Annotated in this window: 21 protein-coding genes; 16 read left to right on the top strand and 5 right to left on the bottom strand. The window is 38.7% G+C overall.

All coding sequences use genetic code 11. The annotated features are described in order from the left end of the window. Positions 1-91 precede the first annotated feature (91 nt). Both C2M33_RS20210 and C2M33_RS20215 read right to left on the bottom strand, forming a co-directional pair. Positions 92-922 carry a CheR family methyltransferase gene (locus tag C2M33_RS20210; RefSeq protein WP_063706515.1) on the bottom strand — a complete coding sequence of 277 codons (831 nt, stop codon included), beginning with the start codon at positions 920-922 and terminating at the stop codon, positions 92-94. Positions 923-943: 21 nt separating this feature from the next. After that, complete coding sequence (locus tag C2M33_RS20215; RefSeq protein WP_063706513.1) at positions 944-1,876, bottom strand: chemotaxis protein; 933 nt, start codon at positions 1,874-1,876, stop codon at positions 944-946. Positions 1,877-2,018: 142 nt separating this feature from the next. On the opposite strand from C2M33_RS20215, the gene flgA reads away from it, so the two are divergent. From flgA to flgN, 3 genes are all read left to right on the top strand, one after another. Beyond that, positions 2,019-2,723 (top strand): flagellar basal body P-ring formation chaperone FlgA, encoded by a 705-nt coding sequence (gene flgA / locus C2M33_RS20220; protein WP_105175248.1) that lies wholly within the window; start codon positions 2,019-2,021, stop codon positions 2,721-2,723. Between the two features lie 78 nt (positions 2,724-2,801). Beyond that, positions 2,802-3,122, top strand: coding sequence for a flagellar biosynthesis anti-sigma factor FlgM (flgM, locus tag C2M33_RS20225; protein ID WP_063706509.1), 321 nt, complete (start codon positions 2,802-2,804; stop codon positions 3,120-3,122). Further along, the gene (flgN, locus tag C2M33_RS20230) at positions 3,115-3,546 is read left to right on the top strand and encodes a flagellar protein FlgN (protein ID WP_063706507.1); all 432 of its coding nucleotides are present in this window, start codon (positions 3,115-3,117) and stop codon (positions 3,544-3,546) included. The genes flgM and flgN overlap by 8 nt, the downstream gene beginning before the upstream one ends. A gap of 130 nt (positions 3,547-3,676) precedes the next feature. On the opposite strand, the gene C2M33_RS20235 is transcribed toward flgN, so the two are convergent. Next, positions 3,677-4,135 carry an LPP20 family lipoprotein gene (locus C2M33_RS20235; protein WP_063706505.1) on the bottom strand — a complete coding sequence of 153 codons (459 nt, stop codon included), beginning with the start codon at positions 4,133-4,135 and terminating at the stop codon, positions 3,677-3,679. A gap of 110 nt (positions 4,136-4,245) precedes the next feature. Between C2M33_RS20235 and C2M33_RS20240 the strand changes: the two genes are divergently transcribed. Then, positions 4,246-5,436 carry a flagellar assembly protein FlgT gene (locus tag C2M33_RS20240; protein WP_063706503.1) on the top strand — a complete coding sequence of 397 codons (1,191 nt, stop codon included), beginning with the start codon at positions 4,246-4,248 and terminating at the stop codon, positions 5,434-5,436. Here the strand turns inward: C2M33_RS20240 and C2M33_RS20245 are convergent. Then, entirely contained in the window at positions 5,419-6,318 is a 900-nt protein-coding gene (locus C2M33_RS20245) for a LysR substrate-binding domain-containing protein (RefSeq protein WP_105175249.1), read from the bottom strand. The two genes, C2M33_RS20240 and C2M33_RS20245, sit on opposite strands and share 18 nt — an antisense overlap. A gap of 109 nt (positions 6,319-6,427) precedes the next feature. On the opposite strand from C2M33_RS20245, the gene C2M33_RS20250 reads away from it, so the two are divergent. From C2M33_RS20250 to C2M33_RS20260, 3 genes are all read left to right on the top strand, one after another. Then, positions 6,428-7,159: a glutathione peroxidase gene (locus C2M33_RS20250; RefSeq protein ID WP_105175250.1), complete on the top strand. Its 732-nt coding sequence runs from the start codon at positions 6,428-6,430 to the stop codon at positions 7,157-7,159. Positions 7,160-7,366: 207 nt separating this feature from the next. Then, positions 7,367-8,431 (top strand): zinc-binding dehydrogenase, encoded by a 1,065-nt coding sequence (locus C2M33_RS20255; protein WP_105175251.1) that lies wholly within the window; start codon positions 7,367-7,369, stop codon positions 8,429-8,431. Between the two features lie 256 nt (positions 8,432-8,687). Then, positions 8,688-9,833 carry a site-specific integrase gene (locus C2M33_RS20260; RefSeq protein ID WP_105175252.1) on the top strand — a complete coding sequence of 382 codons (1,146 nt, stop codon included), beginning with the start codon at positions 8,688-8,690 and terminating at the stop codon, positions 9,831-9,833. Here C2M33_RS20260 and C2M33_RS20265 read toward each other — a convergent pair. Then, complete coding sequence (locus C2M33_RS20265) at positions 9,830-10,708, bottom strand: putative phage abortive infection protein (protein WP_105175253.1); 879 nt, start codon at positions 10,706-10,708, stop codon at positions 9,830-9,832. The two genes, C2M33_RS20260 and C2M33_RS20265, sit on opposite strands and share 4 nt — an antisense overlap. A 96-nt stretch (positions 10,709-10,804) precedes the next feature. On the opposite strand from C2M33_RS20265, the gene C2M33_RS20270 reads away from it, so the two are divergent. The 9 genes from C2M33_RS20270 (at position 10,805) to C2M33_RS20310 (ending at position 16,631) form a co-directional block, all read left to right on the top strand. Further along, entirely contained in the window at positions 10,805-11,419 is a 615-nt protein-coding gene (locus C2M33_RS20270) for a hypothetical protein (protein ID WP_105175254.1), read from the top strand. 53 nt (positions 11,420-11,472) lie between these two features. After that, positions 11,473-11,718, top strand: a complete 246-nt coding sequence (locus C2M33_RS20275; RefSeq protein WP_105175255.1) for a hypothetical protein — start codon at positions 11,473-11,475, stop codon at positions 11,716-11,718. A 22-nt stretch (positions 11,719-11,740) separates the two neighbouring features. Further along, positions 11,741-11,914, top strand: coding sequence for a tyrosine-type recombinase/integrase (locus C2M33_RS20280; protein ID WP_267894593.1), 174 nt, complete (start codon positions 11,741-11,743; stop codon positions 11,912-11,914). Between the two features lie 84 nt (positions 11,915-11,998). Further along, positions 11,999-12,907: an HNH endonuclease gene (locus C2M33_RS20285; protein ID WP_105175256.1), complete on the top strand. Its 909-nt coding sequence runs from the start codon at positions 11,999-12,001 to the stop codon at positions 12,905-12,907. After that, positions 12,867-13,223: a nucleotide pyrophosphohydrolase gene (locus C2M33_RS20290; RefSeq protein ID WP_105175257.1), complete on the top strand. Its 357-nt coding sequence runs from the start codon at positions 12,867-12,869 to the stop codon at positions 13,221-13,223. Before C2M33_RS20285 ends, C2M33_RS20290 begins: the two co-directional genes overlap by 41 nt. A 53-nt stretch (positions 13,224-13,276) precedes the next feature. Beyond that, entirely contained in the window at positions 13,277-14,236 is a 960-nt protein-coding gene (locus C2M33_RS20295; protein WP_105175258.1) for a hypothetical protein, read from the top strand. A gap of 98 nt (positions 14,237-14,334) precedes the next feature. Beyond that, positions 14,335-14,580 carry a helix-turn-helix transcriptional regulator gene (locus tag C2M33_RS20300; protein ID WP_105175259.1) on the top strand — a complete coding sequence of 82 codons (246 nt, stop codon included), beginning with the start codon at positions 14,335-14,337 and terminating at the stop codon, positions 14,578-14,580. After that, a complete protein-coding gene (locus C2M33_RS20305; RefSeq protein ID WP_105175260.1) occupies positions 14,573-14,869 on the top strand; it encodes a hypothetical protein in 297 nt (98 codons plus the stop codon). Before C2M33_RS20300 ends, C2M33_RS20305 begins: the two co-directional genes overlap by 8 nt. A gap of 247 nt (positions 14,870-15,116) precedes the next feature. Next, positions 15,117-16,631: a replication endonuclease gene (locus tag C2M33_RS20310; protein WP_158685612.1), complete on the top strand. Its 1,515-nt coding sequence runs from the start codon at positions 15,117-15,119 to the stop codon at positions 16,629-16,631. Positions 16,632-16,939: the final 308 nt, after the last annotated feature.

A 16,939-nucleotide genomic window follows, 5' to 3' on the forward strand; every position in this document is an offset into this window, starting at 1 on the left:
TAAGCCAAAAATAAAGAGTGATTTTTAATTATATAAGATGTTGAAAAATAGGTTTATTTAGCAACCTAAGAACTAGGTTGCTAAGGAGAGTTTACTTTTTCTGATAGATGATACCCGGGTTACAACGAACCATATCAAAGCTATCACTTAAGCCCGCCATTGACTCTGACGCACCTAAAAACAGGTAGCCTTTTGGGTTTAAAGCTTGCGCAAACTGTGCAATGATTTTCGCTTTTACTTCCGGTGAGAAGTAAATCAACACATTGCGGCAGAATATAATGTCAAACTTGCCCATTAAAGCGTATGAATCCAATAAGTTTAAATGTCTAAAGCTGACCATTTTTCTTATTGGGTCAATAACCTGAGCCATTCCATTGCCGCTGTCTTTAAAGAATTTTTGACGTCTTTCCATCGACAGACCGCGAGCAAGTGCCAAGGCGTCATACTCAGCATTTTTACACATATCAAGCATGGTATTAGAAATATCAGTGCCAATTATTTGCGCACCCATTTTTAATACTCCCGGATTTTTAGACTGAAACTCGGCAACCGACATGGCAATTGAATACGGCTCTTGCCCTGATGAACTTGCCGCTGACCATATTTTAAGTGGCCTACGCACATCTTTAAGCTCAGGAAACAGCTTAGTTTTCAATAATTCAAACGGGTATTGATCACGAAACCAAAGCGTTTCATTGGTGGTCATCGCATCAACCACAGCGGCACGAAGCTGCCTCTCGTGAGGACTTAAAGTTTTACTTACCAACTGTGATAATGACTCAACATTAAAGCGAGCCATCAGCGGTGCAAGACGACTTTTAACTAAATACAGTTTGTTGTCACCAAGCACGATGCCACATTGTTGCTCTAAGAAAGAGCGGAATTGATCGTATTCGCTTTGTTGTAAATGCTTATTTTCCAAAGTAATACCACCTATAAATAATTAATCACAATGAACCCACTTTTTCACAGCTGTTGCTAATTCATCTGGGTTAAATTTTGCAATAAAATCATCGGCACCTACTTTTTCGATCATTGCTTGGTTAAATACCCCACTTAGAGAGGTATGCAAGATCACATGTAAAGGTGATAATTTTGGATCTGCTTTGATTTCGGCGGTCAGTGTATAACCATCCATTTCTGGCATTTCTACATCTGATATCAATAAGCCAACGCGCTCAGTGATATCATTTTTACAATCCAGCTGAGCAATCTCGCGTAAACGTAGTAATGCTTCTTTACCGTTTTTAGCAAGCTCAGTTTGCACACCTAACGGTTCAAGCGCTCGTTTCACTTGATTTCGAGCGACCGCAGAGTCATCTGCAATAAAGACGATACGCTCACCTAAATCACGCTGAATTTCGCCATCACCAACAACCTCAGCACTCACTTCGGTGTTCACTGGGCAAATTTCATTTAAGATTTTTTCAACGTCAAGAATTTCAACTAACTCGTTCTCAATTTCTGTGACTGCTGTTAGGTATGAATAACGACCAGCACCTGATGGTGGCGGCATTATTTTTTCCCAGTTCATATTAACGATACGTTCAACACCGCCAACTAAGAAACCTTGCACTGAACGGTTATACTCGGCAATGATGATAAAACTGTCTTTAATGTTTTCGATTGCAGGGCCACCCACAGCCATCGATAAATCAATCACTGAGATAGTCTGACCACGGATATGCGCAACACCACGAATGTACGCATTTGATTTTGGCATGTTAGTAAGTGGTGGGCATTGCAGAACCTCTCTTACTTTAAACACGTTGATACCAAAGCGTTGTCGCCCTCTGAGTTTGAATAATAGTAATTCAAGGCGGTTTTGCCCAACCAACTGAGTACGCTGGTTAACTGAGTCTAAAATGCCTGCCATTTCAATCTCCTAAAGATAAACAATCAGAGCTGGAACAATAATTGCCTTCTTTGTGTTAAAGCTACATAAGGTTACGAAGCGTCTGTTTTTTGACGCAAAATATTTATACCTTGTTTTCAACAATAAGCATAGTCGAAACAATATGAGTTTGTTAAAAAAAAGCCGAAGATACAGTGTTTTTTATTTTCTTACTAGCCTGTTGTTTGCAACACAACTACAGGCTGAAGTTTATAATAACGAGCAACTTCAACAAATCGCTGTCGATTTTGTTAGTGAACAGCTCCCTGATCTGGACACCACACCGCAAATTAGTGCTTTACCATTAGATGGTCGCATTCCAGAGAGACTGTGTGAGTCACCAATAAACAAAGAGTTACCGACAGAGCCTCCTTTTAATCGGCAGGTAACTGTACAACTTAAGTGCCAAGACTTAAATAGTTGGACCCAATACGTTCACGTTCGCATTATAGAGCTCGAACCTGTGGTTGTTGTTACCACTAATTTAGCACGTGGCGAGGTTATTCGAGCAGAGCACTTGCGCCTAGAAATGAAACCTAAACAATTTGTCAGAACGCAATATGTACAAGATGAGACTATACTCATTGGTAGTCGCAGTAAGCGCAATTTACGTGATGGCACACCTATTGTTATGAGCCAGGTTTGTATGGTTTGTAAAGGCGATAACGTTACTATTTATGCTTCGTTAGGCGGTTTGAGAATTAAAACCACTGGAATTGCTTTAGAAGATGGTACGTTAGACGAATTAGTACGTGTAAAAAACAAAAAATCAGGTAAAGTATTAAATGCACGTGTGGATGGGGTCGAGTCTGTACAAGTAAATATTTAATTTTTTATATTTATGCTAAAGTATCCGCTGTGCCCGCCGATATAAAGGCATATGTTGGGTAATGTATAGGTCAAAATTATGGTAAGCAATGTCAATAATGGTCAACAACAAACTTCTGTGTTGACAAATACCAAGCAAAAAAAGCTTGATTTACAAAAAGATAATGCTAATGCAGCCGCTGCGAAATCGGCCGCACCAAAAGCAAGTGCAGATTCTGTGAGCTTAACTCCTCAAGCTAGACAGCTTAAATCTTTGCAAGAAAAAGCTGAGCAGTCATCAGGCTTCGACAGCAACAAAGTTGCTGAGCTGAAAAAAGCAATCAGTGAAGGTAAATACCAAATTGATGCTGAAAAACTAGCGAAGAACATCGCCGCATTCGAGTTTGATGTGTATGGCTGATCATAATCATTTAATTGCTAGCAAACTAACACAACAAGTTTCGTGCTTGGAGTCTATTGCTGCGCTTTTAGATGATGAACTGACAGCCATTGCTGCAAAGCGTGGCGAAGGATTAAAGAGTATTGCCCAACAAAAAATCTCTTTGCTCCAGCAAATTCAAACAATTGATAAAGACGTCCAAAAACTTGTTGCACACAACGAATCGCAAGATGACGAAGTAAGTGCACTTATCAAACAAGTAAACACCCTACTGACTAGCTGCAAAAAGAAAAACGATGTAAACGCCCATGCGGCTCATCAAGCACAGCTAAGTGTCAAGCAACTTAAAGATATTTTAATTGGCGCTCCATCATCGATGACCTACGACCAAGGTGGCAGCGTGATTCAAGGCGATAAGAAAATCGTACACAACTTGAAAGCCTAAATGTCATTTCCATTAAAAAAGCGCGACAACTAATGAGTTATCGCGCTTTTTTAATGCTCGCAGAATTTACTGAACTTATGCTTTGAACTTACGTTGCAAGCCAATAGGTTACAGCTAGACTAAGTTGCACCTAATAATACGTTACTTTTTTCACTTGGCGTGGCTTTACTTCACCAATGTATAAGTCGTGTACTCGTTTCATATCAAGCTGTAATTCAGTTGCGTAGGTATCCCCTACTGCGTAGGTTTTAATAACCTGCGCCCCTTTGATCACACCTTGTACTTGGCTTTGTAATTGATCGTTATGAGCAACACTGTTTTGTACTGTGGTGCCTGCGGAAATTTTTTGCCCGTAAACTTGCTCAGCAAGCTCGCGATACGCTTCAAGCTTTGAGGCTTTAATCGCAAGTAAAGTTCGCTGCGATTCATTGCTACCTGGTTGAGCACTAATTGGCGCATACCCCACCGCTTTAAGCACTGGGTAGCTATCTGGCTCAATGTAAGTGTATTCTACATGTTTATCAAAAATACTACTGCAGCCGGTTAGTGCTGCGCAGGCAACCAGCCCACCGAATAGAAGTGCTCGCATAATTTGCTTCCGCTTAAAACTCTTTGGCTACAAATATGCACGTTTAATGCCACTGTGGTACAGTCCTTGCTCATTTAGGTTATTCATTGGTTTTAATGCTAGGTGTCAGCATGAAAAATAAAACAATAGCCAGCTTAAAAGGTCTTGGCTTAGCCTTTACAATTTTGTTTTCTAACAATAGCTTAGCTCAGTGGTTTGAGTCTACAGGCCATGCGGTAGTGAAAAATGGCGATACAAGCCAAGCCAAATCTGCCGCTATTAAAGATGCCATAACTCAGGCTTTAGTGTTTTCTGGCGCTCGTGTGAGCTCTGTTCAGACTCTAGTTGACGGGGTTTTGACACAAGATCAACTGAAAATAAGCAGCCACGGTGAAATCCAAAAAATAGAATTGATCAGCGAAGACCGCCATAACGACACCTATGCCATCACGCTTCGCCTCGATATTTTTGCTCAAGCTGAAGAATGCCCAGCAAACCAATACACCAAATTTATTGCCGTAACACAAAGCCAACTTGCCAATCGCGAGCAAGCGCGTATGGGCCAAATTTTTGACGTAAATAAAGCCATCAGTGAGCACTTATATGCCAGCTTAGGTAATACCCAAATGGCGGCTAAACCGACAGCCTATTACAATATGCCGCTGCGAGTAGACCATTTTTTCACTCAGCAATACGATTACAGTAATGCGCTACTTGAGGAGATCACTAGCCGCAGTAATTCGCAATATGTATTACTGAGCCGTATTCGTGATTTATCGGTTAATCATAAGATCAACAATGACTATGCATTTTGGCAAGATGATAGTTTCAAGCGTGCATACAAAGTGGATTATGTATTATTTGATGGCACCACTTACGAAAAACTCTGGCAGAAAAGCTACCAAACAGAAGGCATTTGGCCATACAAAAAAACCGAGATCATCGATGTTTACAGCGACCGATTTTGGGCAACCGATTATGGCCAAGCTATTAGTGATATAAACCAAACCCTAACCTATGACTTGCAAGCCGCCATGGCCTGCTTGCCCACGCAAGGTAAGATACTGCATATCGAAAACGATAGACTGATCATTAACCTAGGGAAGGCTCACGGCCTTGAACAGGGAGAGGTTTTAAACATTGCGCATCATAACTACTTAACGGATGCACAGGGTAATAAACTCCCCCATAAAATCACCACACTTAATCAAGTAAAAGTCACTCAGCTTTATCAGCAATCAGCAGTGGCCATGAGTATTGATAAGCAACCACTGCCTAATATTCAAATAAACGATATTGTTGAATTAGCTGCTAGCAAGTAAATGAGCATGTAAGCCTTCATGAGCATTTAGCCAACGGGCTAATTGCTCTACACCGGCTATGTGCGGGTAATGCTTGCGTGTTGCAATAACAACTTGACGTTGCTGGTTTGGTGAGATAGCTAAATACTTCACCCCTTCACGTGGTGTGCATGCCAGCTTAGGAACAAAAGTTACCCCATCATCCATTGCCACCAGCGCGAGTAAGGTTTCTATACTATTTCCTTTATATTGGTTCGAAACTTCAACCCCAGCAGAAAAGCAAAATTGCTCGGCTTGCTCTTTAAAACAATGCCCTTCGTTTAACATTAATAAGTCACATTCATGCAATTGAGCTAAAGCAACTTCAGCGTGTTTTGCTAAAGCATGCTGCACAGAGACTGCGACTAAAAAGTCTTCTTTATAAAGTGGCGACACATGATACGGTGCCAAGCCAGCCACATCTGCAACAATTGCAATATCAATCTCACCATTATCCAGCGCCACCAACGTTTGCGCTGTTTGCATTTCTATAAATGAAAACTGGGTTTCACTAAAGGCCTGCTTCATCGAGGTTAAGAGTGTTGGCAGTAAATAAGGTGCAATAGTTGGAATAATACCTACATTTATTTTCCCTTTTAGGGGGTCGTGAGAGCTTGCGGCAATTTCTTTAAGTACTTGAGTTTGTTCTAGGATCAGCGTGATTTGTTTAAGTAATTGCTCACCTTGCACAGTCAACGTAACCTGTTTTGTAGAACGGTCAAAAATGATCACTCCCAGCTCTTGTTCAAGCTTTTTAACTTGCCCACTCAGTGTCGGCTGGCTGACATAACAGGCATCGGCTGCTTTTCTGAAGTGCTTATATTGTGCCACCGCTTTTACATATTCGAAGTCTTTTAAATTCATACCACACCACCAATAGTTTTTACCTATCATACTAATACAAACAAACGATTGGAGCTATCATAAATTAAATCGCATAATGGCACTCAACAAATCAAGAGGAATTAAAACAATGTTAAACAATATCGAAGGCCAAAAAGTACCAAACGTTACATTCGCAACACGTGTAGACGAGCAGTGGAAATCAATAACCACTGACGAAATTTTTAAGGGTAAGACGGTTGTGCTGTTTGCATTACCTGGCGCATTTACACCAACTTGCTCATCAACTCATTTACCACGTTATAACGAGCTAGCTGCTGTATTTAAACAAAACGGTGTTGATGAGATTGTTTGTATTTCTGTAAACGATACGTTTGTAATGAATGCGTGGGCACAAAACCAAGAAGCGCAAAATATTACCCTATTGCCAGACGGCAACGGGGAATTTACTGACGGCATGGGTATGCTAGTCGATAAAAACGACTTAGGTTTTGGTAAGCGTAGCTGGCGCTATTCTATGCTTGTAAAAGATGGCGTTATCGAAAAAATGTTTATTGAGCCGCAAAAGCCAGGCGACCCATTCGAGGTGTCGGATGCAGATACCATGCTTGATTACATCAACCCTGCACAAGTAAAACCAGAATCAGTGAGCATTATTACCAAACCTAATTGCCCATTCTGTACAAAAGCTAAAGCGCTACTAGATGCAAAAGGGTATGTGTATGAAGAAATCGTATTAGGTCAACACGCATCATTAACGAGTTTAAAAGCGATTTCAGGTCGTGAAACAGTGCCGCAAGTATTCATTGGCGGTGAGCACATTGGTGGCTCTGACGATTTAGAAAAGCACTTTGCAGCTTAAAGAAAGGGAGCCTTGTTGCTCCCTTTTGTATTTTTGGCCAATTATTAAAAGCAGCTCAACTTAATAACCCTTAGCCCCTGTATAAGCCTCTCATTGGCGCAATTTGTTCTATTTCTGTCGTAAAAAGTCAAGATATTCACTAGCACTATGACTTAGTGTAGAGAATACCGATGAAGGACTTCCTTCACATTCACAGAGGACACACATATGAGCCAAATGAATTCTGTTGCCATGCAAAATGGTAAGCTGCATGTAAAACAAATTGATATTCCAACTCCTGGACCCGGTCAAGTGCTGGTAAAAAGCCTTGCTTGCGGCATTTGCGGTTCAGACATTCATATAACTCGCCACACCAGCGATGTATTTGATATTTATAAAAACCTCGGCATCATGGCAAAAGATGCTGGCGATGACCAAGAAGTGTTATTAGGCCATGAATATGCGGCAGAAATCGTTAGCTACGGCCCCAATACTAAAGGCGAATTAGCGACAGGTACTCGTGTCACCTCAGTGCCAATTTTACTTTCTGCTGGCGGTGCTGGCGTAGGTGTAACCCCTGGGCTATATGGTGCTTATTCTGAATACTTTATTGTTGATGAAGCCTTGCTATTACCTATTCCTGATGCAGTTCCATCAGAAGCAGCAGCCATTACAGAGCCTCTTGCCGTTGGCCTACACGCAGTAAACCGCGCACAAATGAATAATGATGATGTAGCCATTGTGGTTGGCTGTGGCCCAATTGGCCTTGCTGCAATTGCCGCATTAAAGTTACAAGGCGTAAAACACATCGTTGCCTCTGATCCACAAGAGAGCAAAAAACAAATTGCCCTTGAATTTGGCGCTACAGAATATGTTAACCCTATGGTTGATGATGAAGTCGCTAAAGCCGCAGCACTTGCGGGTAATAACAAGGTGGTTATTTTTGAATGTGCCGGTGTAAGCCGTTTATTAAACGACTACATTTTACGTGCGCCAGCAAAAGCAAAAATCATTGTAACAGGTGTACATACCGCGCCACTCAACGTTAACTTTGCCTATGCCACAGTAAAAGAGTTAGACCTTATTTTCTCTTATTACTACCAGCCAGAAGAGTTTGCACAATCACTTGAGAACATCGCGTCAGGCAAAATTGCATGGCAAAAAATGCGCACTGGTAAAGTCGGCATCGACGGCGTACAAGGTGCCTTCGATACGTTATTTAAACCAAACGACCATATCAAAATCATCATTGAACCATGGCGCACAGGCGAGCTTGAAACAGTAACGGGTTAATTTAATTGAGGTTAATTTAATTGGGGTTGCTGAGAAACTTGGTAGCCCCTACAGGAATCGAACCTGTAACTGCCCCTTAGGAGTGTGAGGAAAGCTGAACTCCCCATATATCCCCATGTACAACCAAGCACAAAAACAAAACTTAAAGACCTGATTTTTAAAAGATAAATTTAAAGTCGTTTTTATAGCATTGTTCTTTGCTGTTCTTTGTAGCACAATAAGCTTGCTACAAATATGCTACACAGGGAAAGCAGCAATGGCTATAAAAGCTAAAATTACAGCATCGAGTATTAAAGGATTAACACCAGAAGACAAGCGTCTAAATGATACTGAAATTTCAGGTTTCCACGTACGTATTACCCCTAAAGGTTTAATATCTTATTATCTTTTTTATAGGCTCCATGGCAAACAAGTAAATTATAAGCTGGGTGTTCATGGTCAAATCACTCCCGCTCAAGCCAGAGATCTTGCTAAAGATAAATTAGCCGAGGTTACAAAAGGCATCGATGTTCAAGCTGTTAAAAAGCAAGAACGCATCAACACAGAGCAAGCTAAGCTTTCAACGCTAGAGAAGTTTCTAGAAGAGAAATACTACCCTTGGCTTAAATCTCGAAACCCAAAAACGATTCAAAAAACCATCAAAGCATTTGGGTCATCATTTAAACAATTCATGGATTATCAGATTAAGGATATTACAGCGTGGGAAGTTGAGAAATGGCGAAACAAACGCCTTGATAGCGGAATAAAACCAGCCACAACTAACCGCCAGATAAACTTAATTAAAGGCTGTTTAAGCCGTGCTGTTGAATGGGGGTTAATTGAGAGCCACGACTTACAAAAGGTTAAAGCGCTAACCGTTGATAACTCAAAAATACGTTACCTATCTAAAGATGAAGAGCAACGTTTAAGAGTTGCTTTAGATGAACTTAATATTGATTACCTGAAAGCTTTGGTTTTGCTTGCTAGAAATACAGGTATGCGTAAAGGTGAGCTACTTTCGCTAAAATGGGTAGACATCAATTTAACAAATAAAGTCCTCACTGTTGATTTTCAAAATGCTAAATCGGGGAATTCTCGCCACATTCCACTAAACACAGAAGCCTTCAACACGCTTACTCACTGGAAAGACTTATCTGGTGATATAGGTCACGTATTCAAAGATGGTAATCAGCAACCGCTAAACGATTTTAGATACGACTGGGCTAACCTACTTGAGCAAGCAAATATCACTAACTTTAGGTTTCATGACTTACGCCACCACTTTGCAAGCATGCTAGTAATGGCGTGTGTAGACTTAAATACCGTGCGTGAGTTGTTAGGCCATAGTGACTTAAAAATGACGCTAAGATATGCGCACTTAGCGCCAGAACATAAAGCCGCAGCGGTTAATTTGATTGGTTAATTAGTAGCTTTTGCTTCTGGGTTACTACCGAACGCTGAACTTTCGTATTGATCAATCAGCTCTTTTGACCAAACTTTATCAAACCTAATATGCTCCAATAAGGCATACCTTTCAATAAGTAGTCGATATTTGTAAAAGTCATCACCTTTTTCAGAAATACAATTTATTGCTAACAATTGTGTAACTTCTCTATTTAAAAAAGATCTCACAATATTCGTGTAGAATTTTTCTACATCTGAAACTTCAGTACGTAATGCTTCTTCAAAGCTTTGAGGCCTTCCCTTGAAATCTTTGTTTAAAAGTACAAACTTTAAAAGGTGATAAAGAATTCGAAAATAATGACTACAGCTAACAGAAGCTTTGCGCATCATTTCAGCTCGTACTTGAACTTCAGATTTATTACCTTCAGGTTTATTTGGCAATTCACTAACAGCTATTAATTGATACAATTGACCGATTTGAGATTTTTGCGGTTTCTCATGAATTATTAACTGGTGGTTTAAATCACTAAAAACAACATTCATTTGATTTAGAAGAGAGTGAAATGTATCTTCAAATCGCTTTTTTTCTTGAGTTATAGCTTGCTCTTTCTGCACCTTCTCTGTTTCAGCTAATACCTTTTGAGTTTCAGAAAGTTCTTTTTTTTGAATGAGGATTGACTGGGTCAGCCAATAAAATGCAAATAATGCTATTACAGGACTCAATATCCCACCAAAAAAGCTACCAAATGCTCCCCAATCATTTGACTCTAAGGAAATGGGTATCTGATTACATAAATAAAACCATACAAAATAAATTAATGGGACTAATAATATAATTCCAAGTGCAATGTTTTTGGCTAATTTGATCTCAGCTTCTAGCTTATTCTGCTCCATTTTATTATCCTCTTTAAATACGAAATAGCACATCATAAATGACTGATATTATTACACTGTTTTTAATATAAAAAACATATGTCAAAAGGATAAATAATGGATTATCAAACAGCCTCTATCAGCACCCTTTCGAGTACAATCATATTTTTCTTATTTTACAGGTTCTTTTTTTCATCATATTTAAAAGAAAAAGGAAAAAATTTAGCCACTAAAGAGGATATTTCAACTATTACAACAGCTGTAGAGAGAGTGCGCCTTACTTACAATGAGAAATTGCAGGAACTAATCCATCAAAACAACATTTTGCTAGAGTCCCAAAAATCAAATAACCAGCTTAAAATGATTATTCCAGAAAAAAGAATGCAGGCTCATCAGGAAGCGTTTGAACTGTGGAGAAAAATCATTTCGAACCTACATTCAGATAAAGTCTCTGAGGTAGTTTTAGAATGTCAAAGTTGGTACAACAAGAACTGCCTTTACTTGGCTTCAGATGCTCGGAAAGCTTTTAGCCTATCTTATGGGGCGCTCGCAATTCATAATGATTTATTACAGAATCGTTCTAACATTGATCACATCAAGAAGAACTACATTGAGATTATGAGTGCAGGGGAAGTAATTGTAGCAGGTGTCGATTTGCCTCCTTTAAGAGCTGATAAACAAATAGTTTCAAAAGATGAAAACGGTAGGTTAAACATTGGAGAAGCAGAGTAGATAACCTATCAAAGACACAATACGAGTAAAAGAAAATAGAAAAGGCTTTCACTGTGAAGAAGTACTACAGACTCTCAGAGCTAGAAAAAGCTTTTGGCATATCGTTTGATGATGCTCATTACCTTAATTCGGAAACAGATGTTTCATTTTGCATTTTCTGCCCAACATCCGATGTAACTTTAGGTGACTACAGAAAAGGTAAATTCGTTGGCTTTGGTTGCGCTTTATATTCAGGGTTAATTTCATTAGATAAATCACAGCAAACTGAGCTATTTGAAAATAAAAAAGTTAGCCTATAAGGCTCTGTGATTCTTCAAAAAGATAAAATTTAAGGATATACGCCACCATTTTGAAAGCATGCTAGTAATGGCGTGTGTTGATTTAAATACCGTAAGAGAGTTGTTAGGTCACAGTGACTTAAAAATGACGCTAAGATATGCGCACTTAGCGCCAGAACATAAAGCCGCTGCCGTTAATTTAATTGGTTTAGATTAGTTTAGCTAAAGCAATCACTTACACTAGATTGTGTATTTCCTTACATGTATATTTATAGTGCATGTAAAATAAAGGATTAGTAAATTGAAATTAGCAAAAGAAAAAAGAATTTGGCTTATTTATGTTGGTGGTAACAAGGCAATTTTACCCAATTATTTATTAGGTATGGAAACTGGGATTTGGGGCTTTGACTCGATACCAAAAAACGACAAACGATTTTATGAGATAAAACTAGGAGATACTGTTTTATTTGCCCATAAAATGTCTTGGCCTAAAGATGAGGGTGAGAAACCAGGTTGGTTCCCAAAATTCTGCTCCGATGTTAATCAATTTAAATGTAACTTAGACGAGTTAGTTGTAACCGAAGTAACGAAAGAACCATATGAAGCGGCCACCTACCACTGGCCAGACAAACTATACCCCCACAGATTTAATTTCAAAGTAATAGATAAACAAGAGAACATTAAAATCCGACCTGATACATTTGATGTTGGCTACTCAAATGCAATTATCCTTTCTATAGGCGCAAGCGGCAAAATTGTACCTCTTGATACAAAATTAAAAGAACCTAAAGATAAGGTAAAAACTAAAACAGAGAAAAATATCTTAAAAGAACAAGAAGAGCCTACATACAGCACTGAAGGGAGGGTTTATTACAGCTTACACAAAAGAAGAGAACGAGATTCGCTAGCCCCTCTAGAAAAAAAACGATTAACTTTTGAAGAAACAGGCGATTTATGCTGTGAAGTATGTGGTTTTTCCTTTTATGAAACTTATGGAAAAAGAGGTTTTATGTATGCTGAATGTCATCATAAAAACCCTTTAGCTGATATATCTAAAGACAGTGTAGTAAACACAAGCTCAGATGATCTTGCAATTGTATGTGCAAACTGCCATAGAATGATTCATAGAAACCGACCTTGGTTAACAATTGATGCTGTTAGAGAACTGTATGAAAAGCAACGAAATAGAAAAGTTAATAAACAAGCTTAGAGAATTTTCACGAGAAAGAGATTGGGAGCAATTCCACTCTCCAAAAAATTTAGTTATGGCACTTTCTAGTGAAACTGGAGAGTTAATCGAGCACTTCCAATGGTTGTCAGAAAGTGAGTCGTACCTTGAGAATAATGATGAGACTTTAACATCAGTAAAGGAAGAGCTAGCTGATGTGTTTCTTTACCTACTACAAATTAGTGACAAGTTGGGGATTGATATTCTTGACTGTGCAACTAAAAAAATTGACTTAAACGCTCGAAAATACCCTGTGTCCTTGAGTAAAGGTAAAGCTGAAAAATACAATAAACTATAGTTTTTTCCTTGCCTTATATTTAGGTCACGCTAAAGATTAAATGGAATTTATTAATGATTGAAAAAGAATATTATCGTTTAGATGAACTAGATAAACGATTTAATTTATCTTTTAGTGACGTACTTTATTTAGTCGAAAACTCAAAACTTGATCTAGCTTTTAGACTCAACAATAACAAATTCGTCATTGGTGGCTGGACAAAAGAAAACAAGTTTATTGGTTATGCATTAGTTCAATACTGTGGCTTTGCTAAAATTACATTACAAAACCAGATAAAGCTTCTTTCAAAGCAGAAAACTAATTGCAACTACTTCTGGTTACTAGATAAAGCCAAAATCACTGACGCAAGTTTTGAATACCCTTTTGAATCAAAAGCTCCAAATGCATTTTTATATGCATGGCAACCAAAAGTACTTAGTGAAATTAGCTGGGAAAGAATTCCAGCAAAACTACTCCCTAAAGAGCAAGAACATATAATGCGCACGTTCAAAAATGCGATAAGTGATACATTTAAAACACTAAATAAGGAACAAACTGAGCCAAGTGAGTATGAGAAACAGGTTGATGCGAAAATACCTAAGGTTCAATTTTACTCCCAAGGTATTGATTTTGTTTTAAGTGACATTTGTATTTTACATTCTGAATTAATTAAAGCGGGTATAATTACAGTACAACAGACATCAACAGAAGTATTACCACCACTGACATCTAATTATTTACCAAATCAAAAGTCTAAAACACGCTCAGATGACTTTAATGAATTGTTGTTCAGACTGGTAGAGGCTGAGCCAGAACTCACTGCAAAAAGCTATTGGCGCACCTTGGAGTGTGAGTTAGATGATCTTCAAGAATACAGAGTATTTGATAAGCACAATTTACTCATTGAAATAACAGCAACCCATATTAGTTGGAAAGATAGAGTTGGAAAACCACGAAAACCAATCAGCTTTAGCTCTTTTTCAAATAGGCTAACTAAAGTTAGAAAAGAACTTTTTCCCGATAACAACATTTAAAATTCCCGTTTAAGCTCATTCAATTCCTGAATTAGCTCATTTAATAAAATCCGCATTGTAAAACACCTCCTGAAACGTTAATAACTCAGGAGGCACGCATGCCAACAACAGAAAACAAACGCGCATTTTCAGAAATTGAAACCGCTGAATACATCGGTATGAGTCGCTCTTTCCTTCGCCAATCACGCATGGAAGGAAATAGAACAAATCGCACACCAGCACCACCATTTATCAAAATTGGTCGTGCTGTTCGTTACTTAAAAGAAGACTTAGATAATTGGTTAAATGGCTTTAGCCGTTTAGAGCATTTAGGCCAAGATCAGCATGGTGCTGATCATGCCTAAGCTATCTAAGGAGCAAAAGCGACTTTTAGTTTGGTTAGCTCAACCAAATAATCATTTAGAAATTTGTCGTCAACAAGGCCATTCACTAAATCAAGTGAACGGCCTAAAGACCTATACAGATGAATTTGGCAACCATTACAAGTTTGATATTCGTACCCTCAATAAACTAATTAGCGAAGCCCTAGTTTCCAGCGAAATAATTTACCCATTTGGACTTAAGCACGAGCAATACGCTTTAACAAAACTTGGTTTTGAGTTTGTTGAAAAACTACCTAAATCAATTCAATGAAAACATTTAAAGAAAACAAGATAGCAAAAGCTATCTTGACCAAGATACAATACTCGCCCCATACTTAGCGAAAGTAGATAAATATGATGCAGCCTTTATCATAAAAAGGCTTTCGCCTTTTTCAAATCTGATTAAAAGCACAATTCTATTTCAGGCATTTAATAAGCCAACTCCTATCGAACGCAATAGGCATATTCTGGCAACAACAAAAACCTTGTTTGCTCTTTTGCCAGCGAAACTAGCTCACTTGTTTTTTTGTTCTGACGACGAAATTAGTATAAAAGCTAAAGAGTGTGCAAGTTATTGCCGCCAGCTTGCCATTAGCCCAGAAAAGGTTAACTTCATTCACTACCAAGCATTACACTCACAGCGAAATGAGAGCGAATTCAAGCGAACGAGTTCACTGTCATTTCGTACTGTTAATAGTGCAAATAGCGAAACTAATAGTGAAAATTTCGCTGCTATTCGCCCTACTAGCAACGAATTCAATAGCGAATTCGCTCTAGCAAAGCAAAAGTCTCTTTATGAGTACTTATCAAATTTTGCTATGAACATCGGTGTTTCGCCTATCTCTATCGAAAATAATATCGAATTCGTTGGTTGCATTAAGCGCTATTCAGATAATCGTTGGTGGCTTCGCCGTATTCGAAAACTGATAAACCAAGCAAACGAAAAAGCAGCGATACACTTAAACTTCGTAAACAGCAAAAGGCAAATTTACGCCAGTGATGTAACTACCCGTAACCGAATAGCGCAACATACTCGAAACGAAAATTTGCTTAGCTCAACTTATATCTTAAACGAGCAAGGTCAACGTTATTCACTAAAAGAAATATCAGACCTAAATGTATCAAATCCAAAAATTCGCAAAGACGAATTACTTTGTCGTGCCAGAGGGTTTGAAAATCTAGCAAAAGACTTAGGTCACGAAGCGCTATTTATTACCGTAACTTGCCCCTCTAAATACCATCGTGCTTTTTCTAAATCTGGTGCGCCTAACCCTAAATGGCAAGGGTTAATGCCAGACCAAGCTAACAGCTATTTAAATCAACAATGGCAAAAAGCCCGCGCTGAATTCAAACGTCAAAATATTGCTCCTTATGGATTTAGAGTAGCTGAACCACAACATGACGGAACACCGCATTGGCATATGCTGTTTTTTATTGAGGGCGAAAAGCTAGAAGCATTAAAAGCTATTATTCGTCATTATGCGTTAGAAGTTGATGGTGACGAAAAAGGCGCAGCCGAAAACCGCTGTGACTTTAAACATATCGACCCAAATAAAGGCTCTGCAACTGGTTATATTTTAAAATACATAGCAAAAAATATAGATGGTGAAGGTGTTGGCGAGGATAAATTCGGCAACGATTCGCTACTGGTAGCCCAACGTATTGATGCGTGGGCATCATGTTGGTGTATTCGTCAATTTCAGCAAATTGGCGGTGCAAGTGTATCTGTATGGCGCGAACTTAGACGTTTACGTTCGATGTTCAAAGGCGAAAGTAATTCGCAATTAGAACAAGCGCGTTCTGCTGCTGATAATAGCGACTGGCAAGCTTACACGCTGGCTATGGGAGGTTTAAACATTAAAAGCAAGGATAGACCTATAAAACTTCATTACGATGTTAAGGTAAATGAAGAGACAGGCGAATGCTCACAAAGCTATTACGATGGTGAGCTAATCCAAAAAATAAAAGGTATTTGGTTTGCGGGTAAAACCTTTGTTACTCGCTTCTACCAATGGCGTTTAGAAAAAGCATAACAACATTACTTTAAATAGCTAAAGCCCAATTATGAGCTTTAGCTACCAAGTCATACTCAAAGCATTGTTTTGGTGCTTTTCAAAAGACCTAAAGCTATAAAACAAGCTTTAGGTAGTTCAAATTCCAAACTTAACTCCGAAAATAACCTTTAGCTACCCACTTGCCAGAATGGCAAGAAATCTCTTACTTGGAGTTCTGTAAATAACTGTACCGTATGAGCTTAATAAAGTCAGTTTCTTAATCATTCAGAAATATCACACATTGAAGCTTGCAATTCACTGTATAAATCCCCATAACAATAAAGTAC

This window comes from Pseudoalteromonas sp. T1lg122 (assembly GCF_002964825.1).
In the GTDB taxonomy this organism is placed as follows: domain Bacteria; phylum Pseudomonadota; class Gammaproteobacteria; order Enterobacterales; family Alteromonadaceae; genus Pseudoalteromonas; species Pseudoalteromonas gelatinilytica.

What these genes read in the sequence shown, in the direction of transcription:
- C2M33_RS20215 (WP_063706513.1), bottom strand. Translation starts at nt 1,876, where the DNA reads ATGGCAGGCATTTTAGACTCAGTTAACCAGCGTACTCAGTTGGTTGGG.
- flgA (WP_105175248.1), top strand. Translation starts at nt 2,019, where the DNA reads ATGAGTTTGTTAAAAAAAAGCCGAAGATACAGTGTTTTTTATTTTCTT.
- flgM (WP_063706509.1), top strand. Translation starts at nt 2,802, where the DNA reads ATGGTAAGCAATGTCAATAATGGTCAACAACAAACTTCTGTGTTGACA.
- flgN (WP_063706507.1), top strand. Translation starts at nt 3,115, where the DNA reads ATGGCTGATCATAATCATTTAATTGCTAGCAAACTAACACAACAAGTT.
- C2M33_RS20235 (WP_063706505.1), bottom strand. Translation starts at nt 4,135, where the DNA reads ATGCGAGCACTTCTATTCGGTGGGCTGGTTGCCTGCGCAGCACTAACC.
- C2M33_RS20240 (WP_063706503.1), top strand. Translation starts at nt 4,246, where the DNA reads ATGAAAAATAAAACAATAGCCAGCTTAAAAGGTCTTGGCTTAGCCTTT.
- C2M33_RS20245 (WP_105175249.1), bottom strand. Translation starts at nt 6,318, where the DNA reads ATGAATTTAAAAGACTTCGAATATGTAAAAGCGGTGGCACAATATAAG.
- C2M33_RS20250 (WP_105175250.1), top strand. Translation starts at nt 6,428, where the DNA reads ATGTTAAACAATATCGAAGGCCAAAAAGTACCAAACGTTACATTCGCA.
- C2M33_RS20255 (WP_105175251.1), top strand. Translation starts at nt 7,367, where the DNA reads ATGAGCCAAATGAATTCTGTTGCCATGCAAAATGGTAAGCTGCATGTA.
- C2M33_RS20260 (WP_105175252.1), top strand. Translation starts at nt 8,688, where the DNA reads ATGGCTATAAAAGCTAAAATTACAGCATCGAGTATTAAAGGATTAACA.
- C2M33_RS20265 (WP_105175253.1), bottom strand. Translation starts at nt 10,708, where the DNA reads ATGGAGCAGAATAAGCTAGAAGCTGAGATCAAATTAGCCAAAAACATT.
- C2M33_RS20270 (WP_105175254.1), top strand. Translation starts at nt 10,805, where the DNA reads ATGGATTATCAAACAGCCTCTATCAGCACCCTTTCGAGTACAATCATA.
- C2M33_RS20290 (WP_105175257.1), top strand. Translation starts at nt 12,867, where the DNA reads ATGAAAAGCAACGAAATAGAAAAGTTAATAAACAAGCTTAGAGAATTT.
- C2M33_RS20295 (WP_105175258.1), top strand. Translation starts at nt 13,277, where the DNA reads ATGATTGAAAAAGAATATTATCGTTTAGATGAACTAGATAAACGATTT.
- C2M33_RS20300 (WP_105175259.1), top strand. Translation starts at nt 14,335, where the DNA reads ATGCCAACAACAGAAAACAAACGCGCATTTTCAGAAATTGAAACCGCT.
- C2M33_RS20305 (WP_105175260.1), top strand. Translation starts at nt 14,573, where the DNA reads ATGCCTAAGCTATCTAAGGAGCAAAAGCGACTTTTAGTTTGGTTAGCT.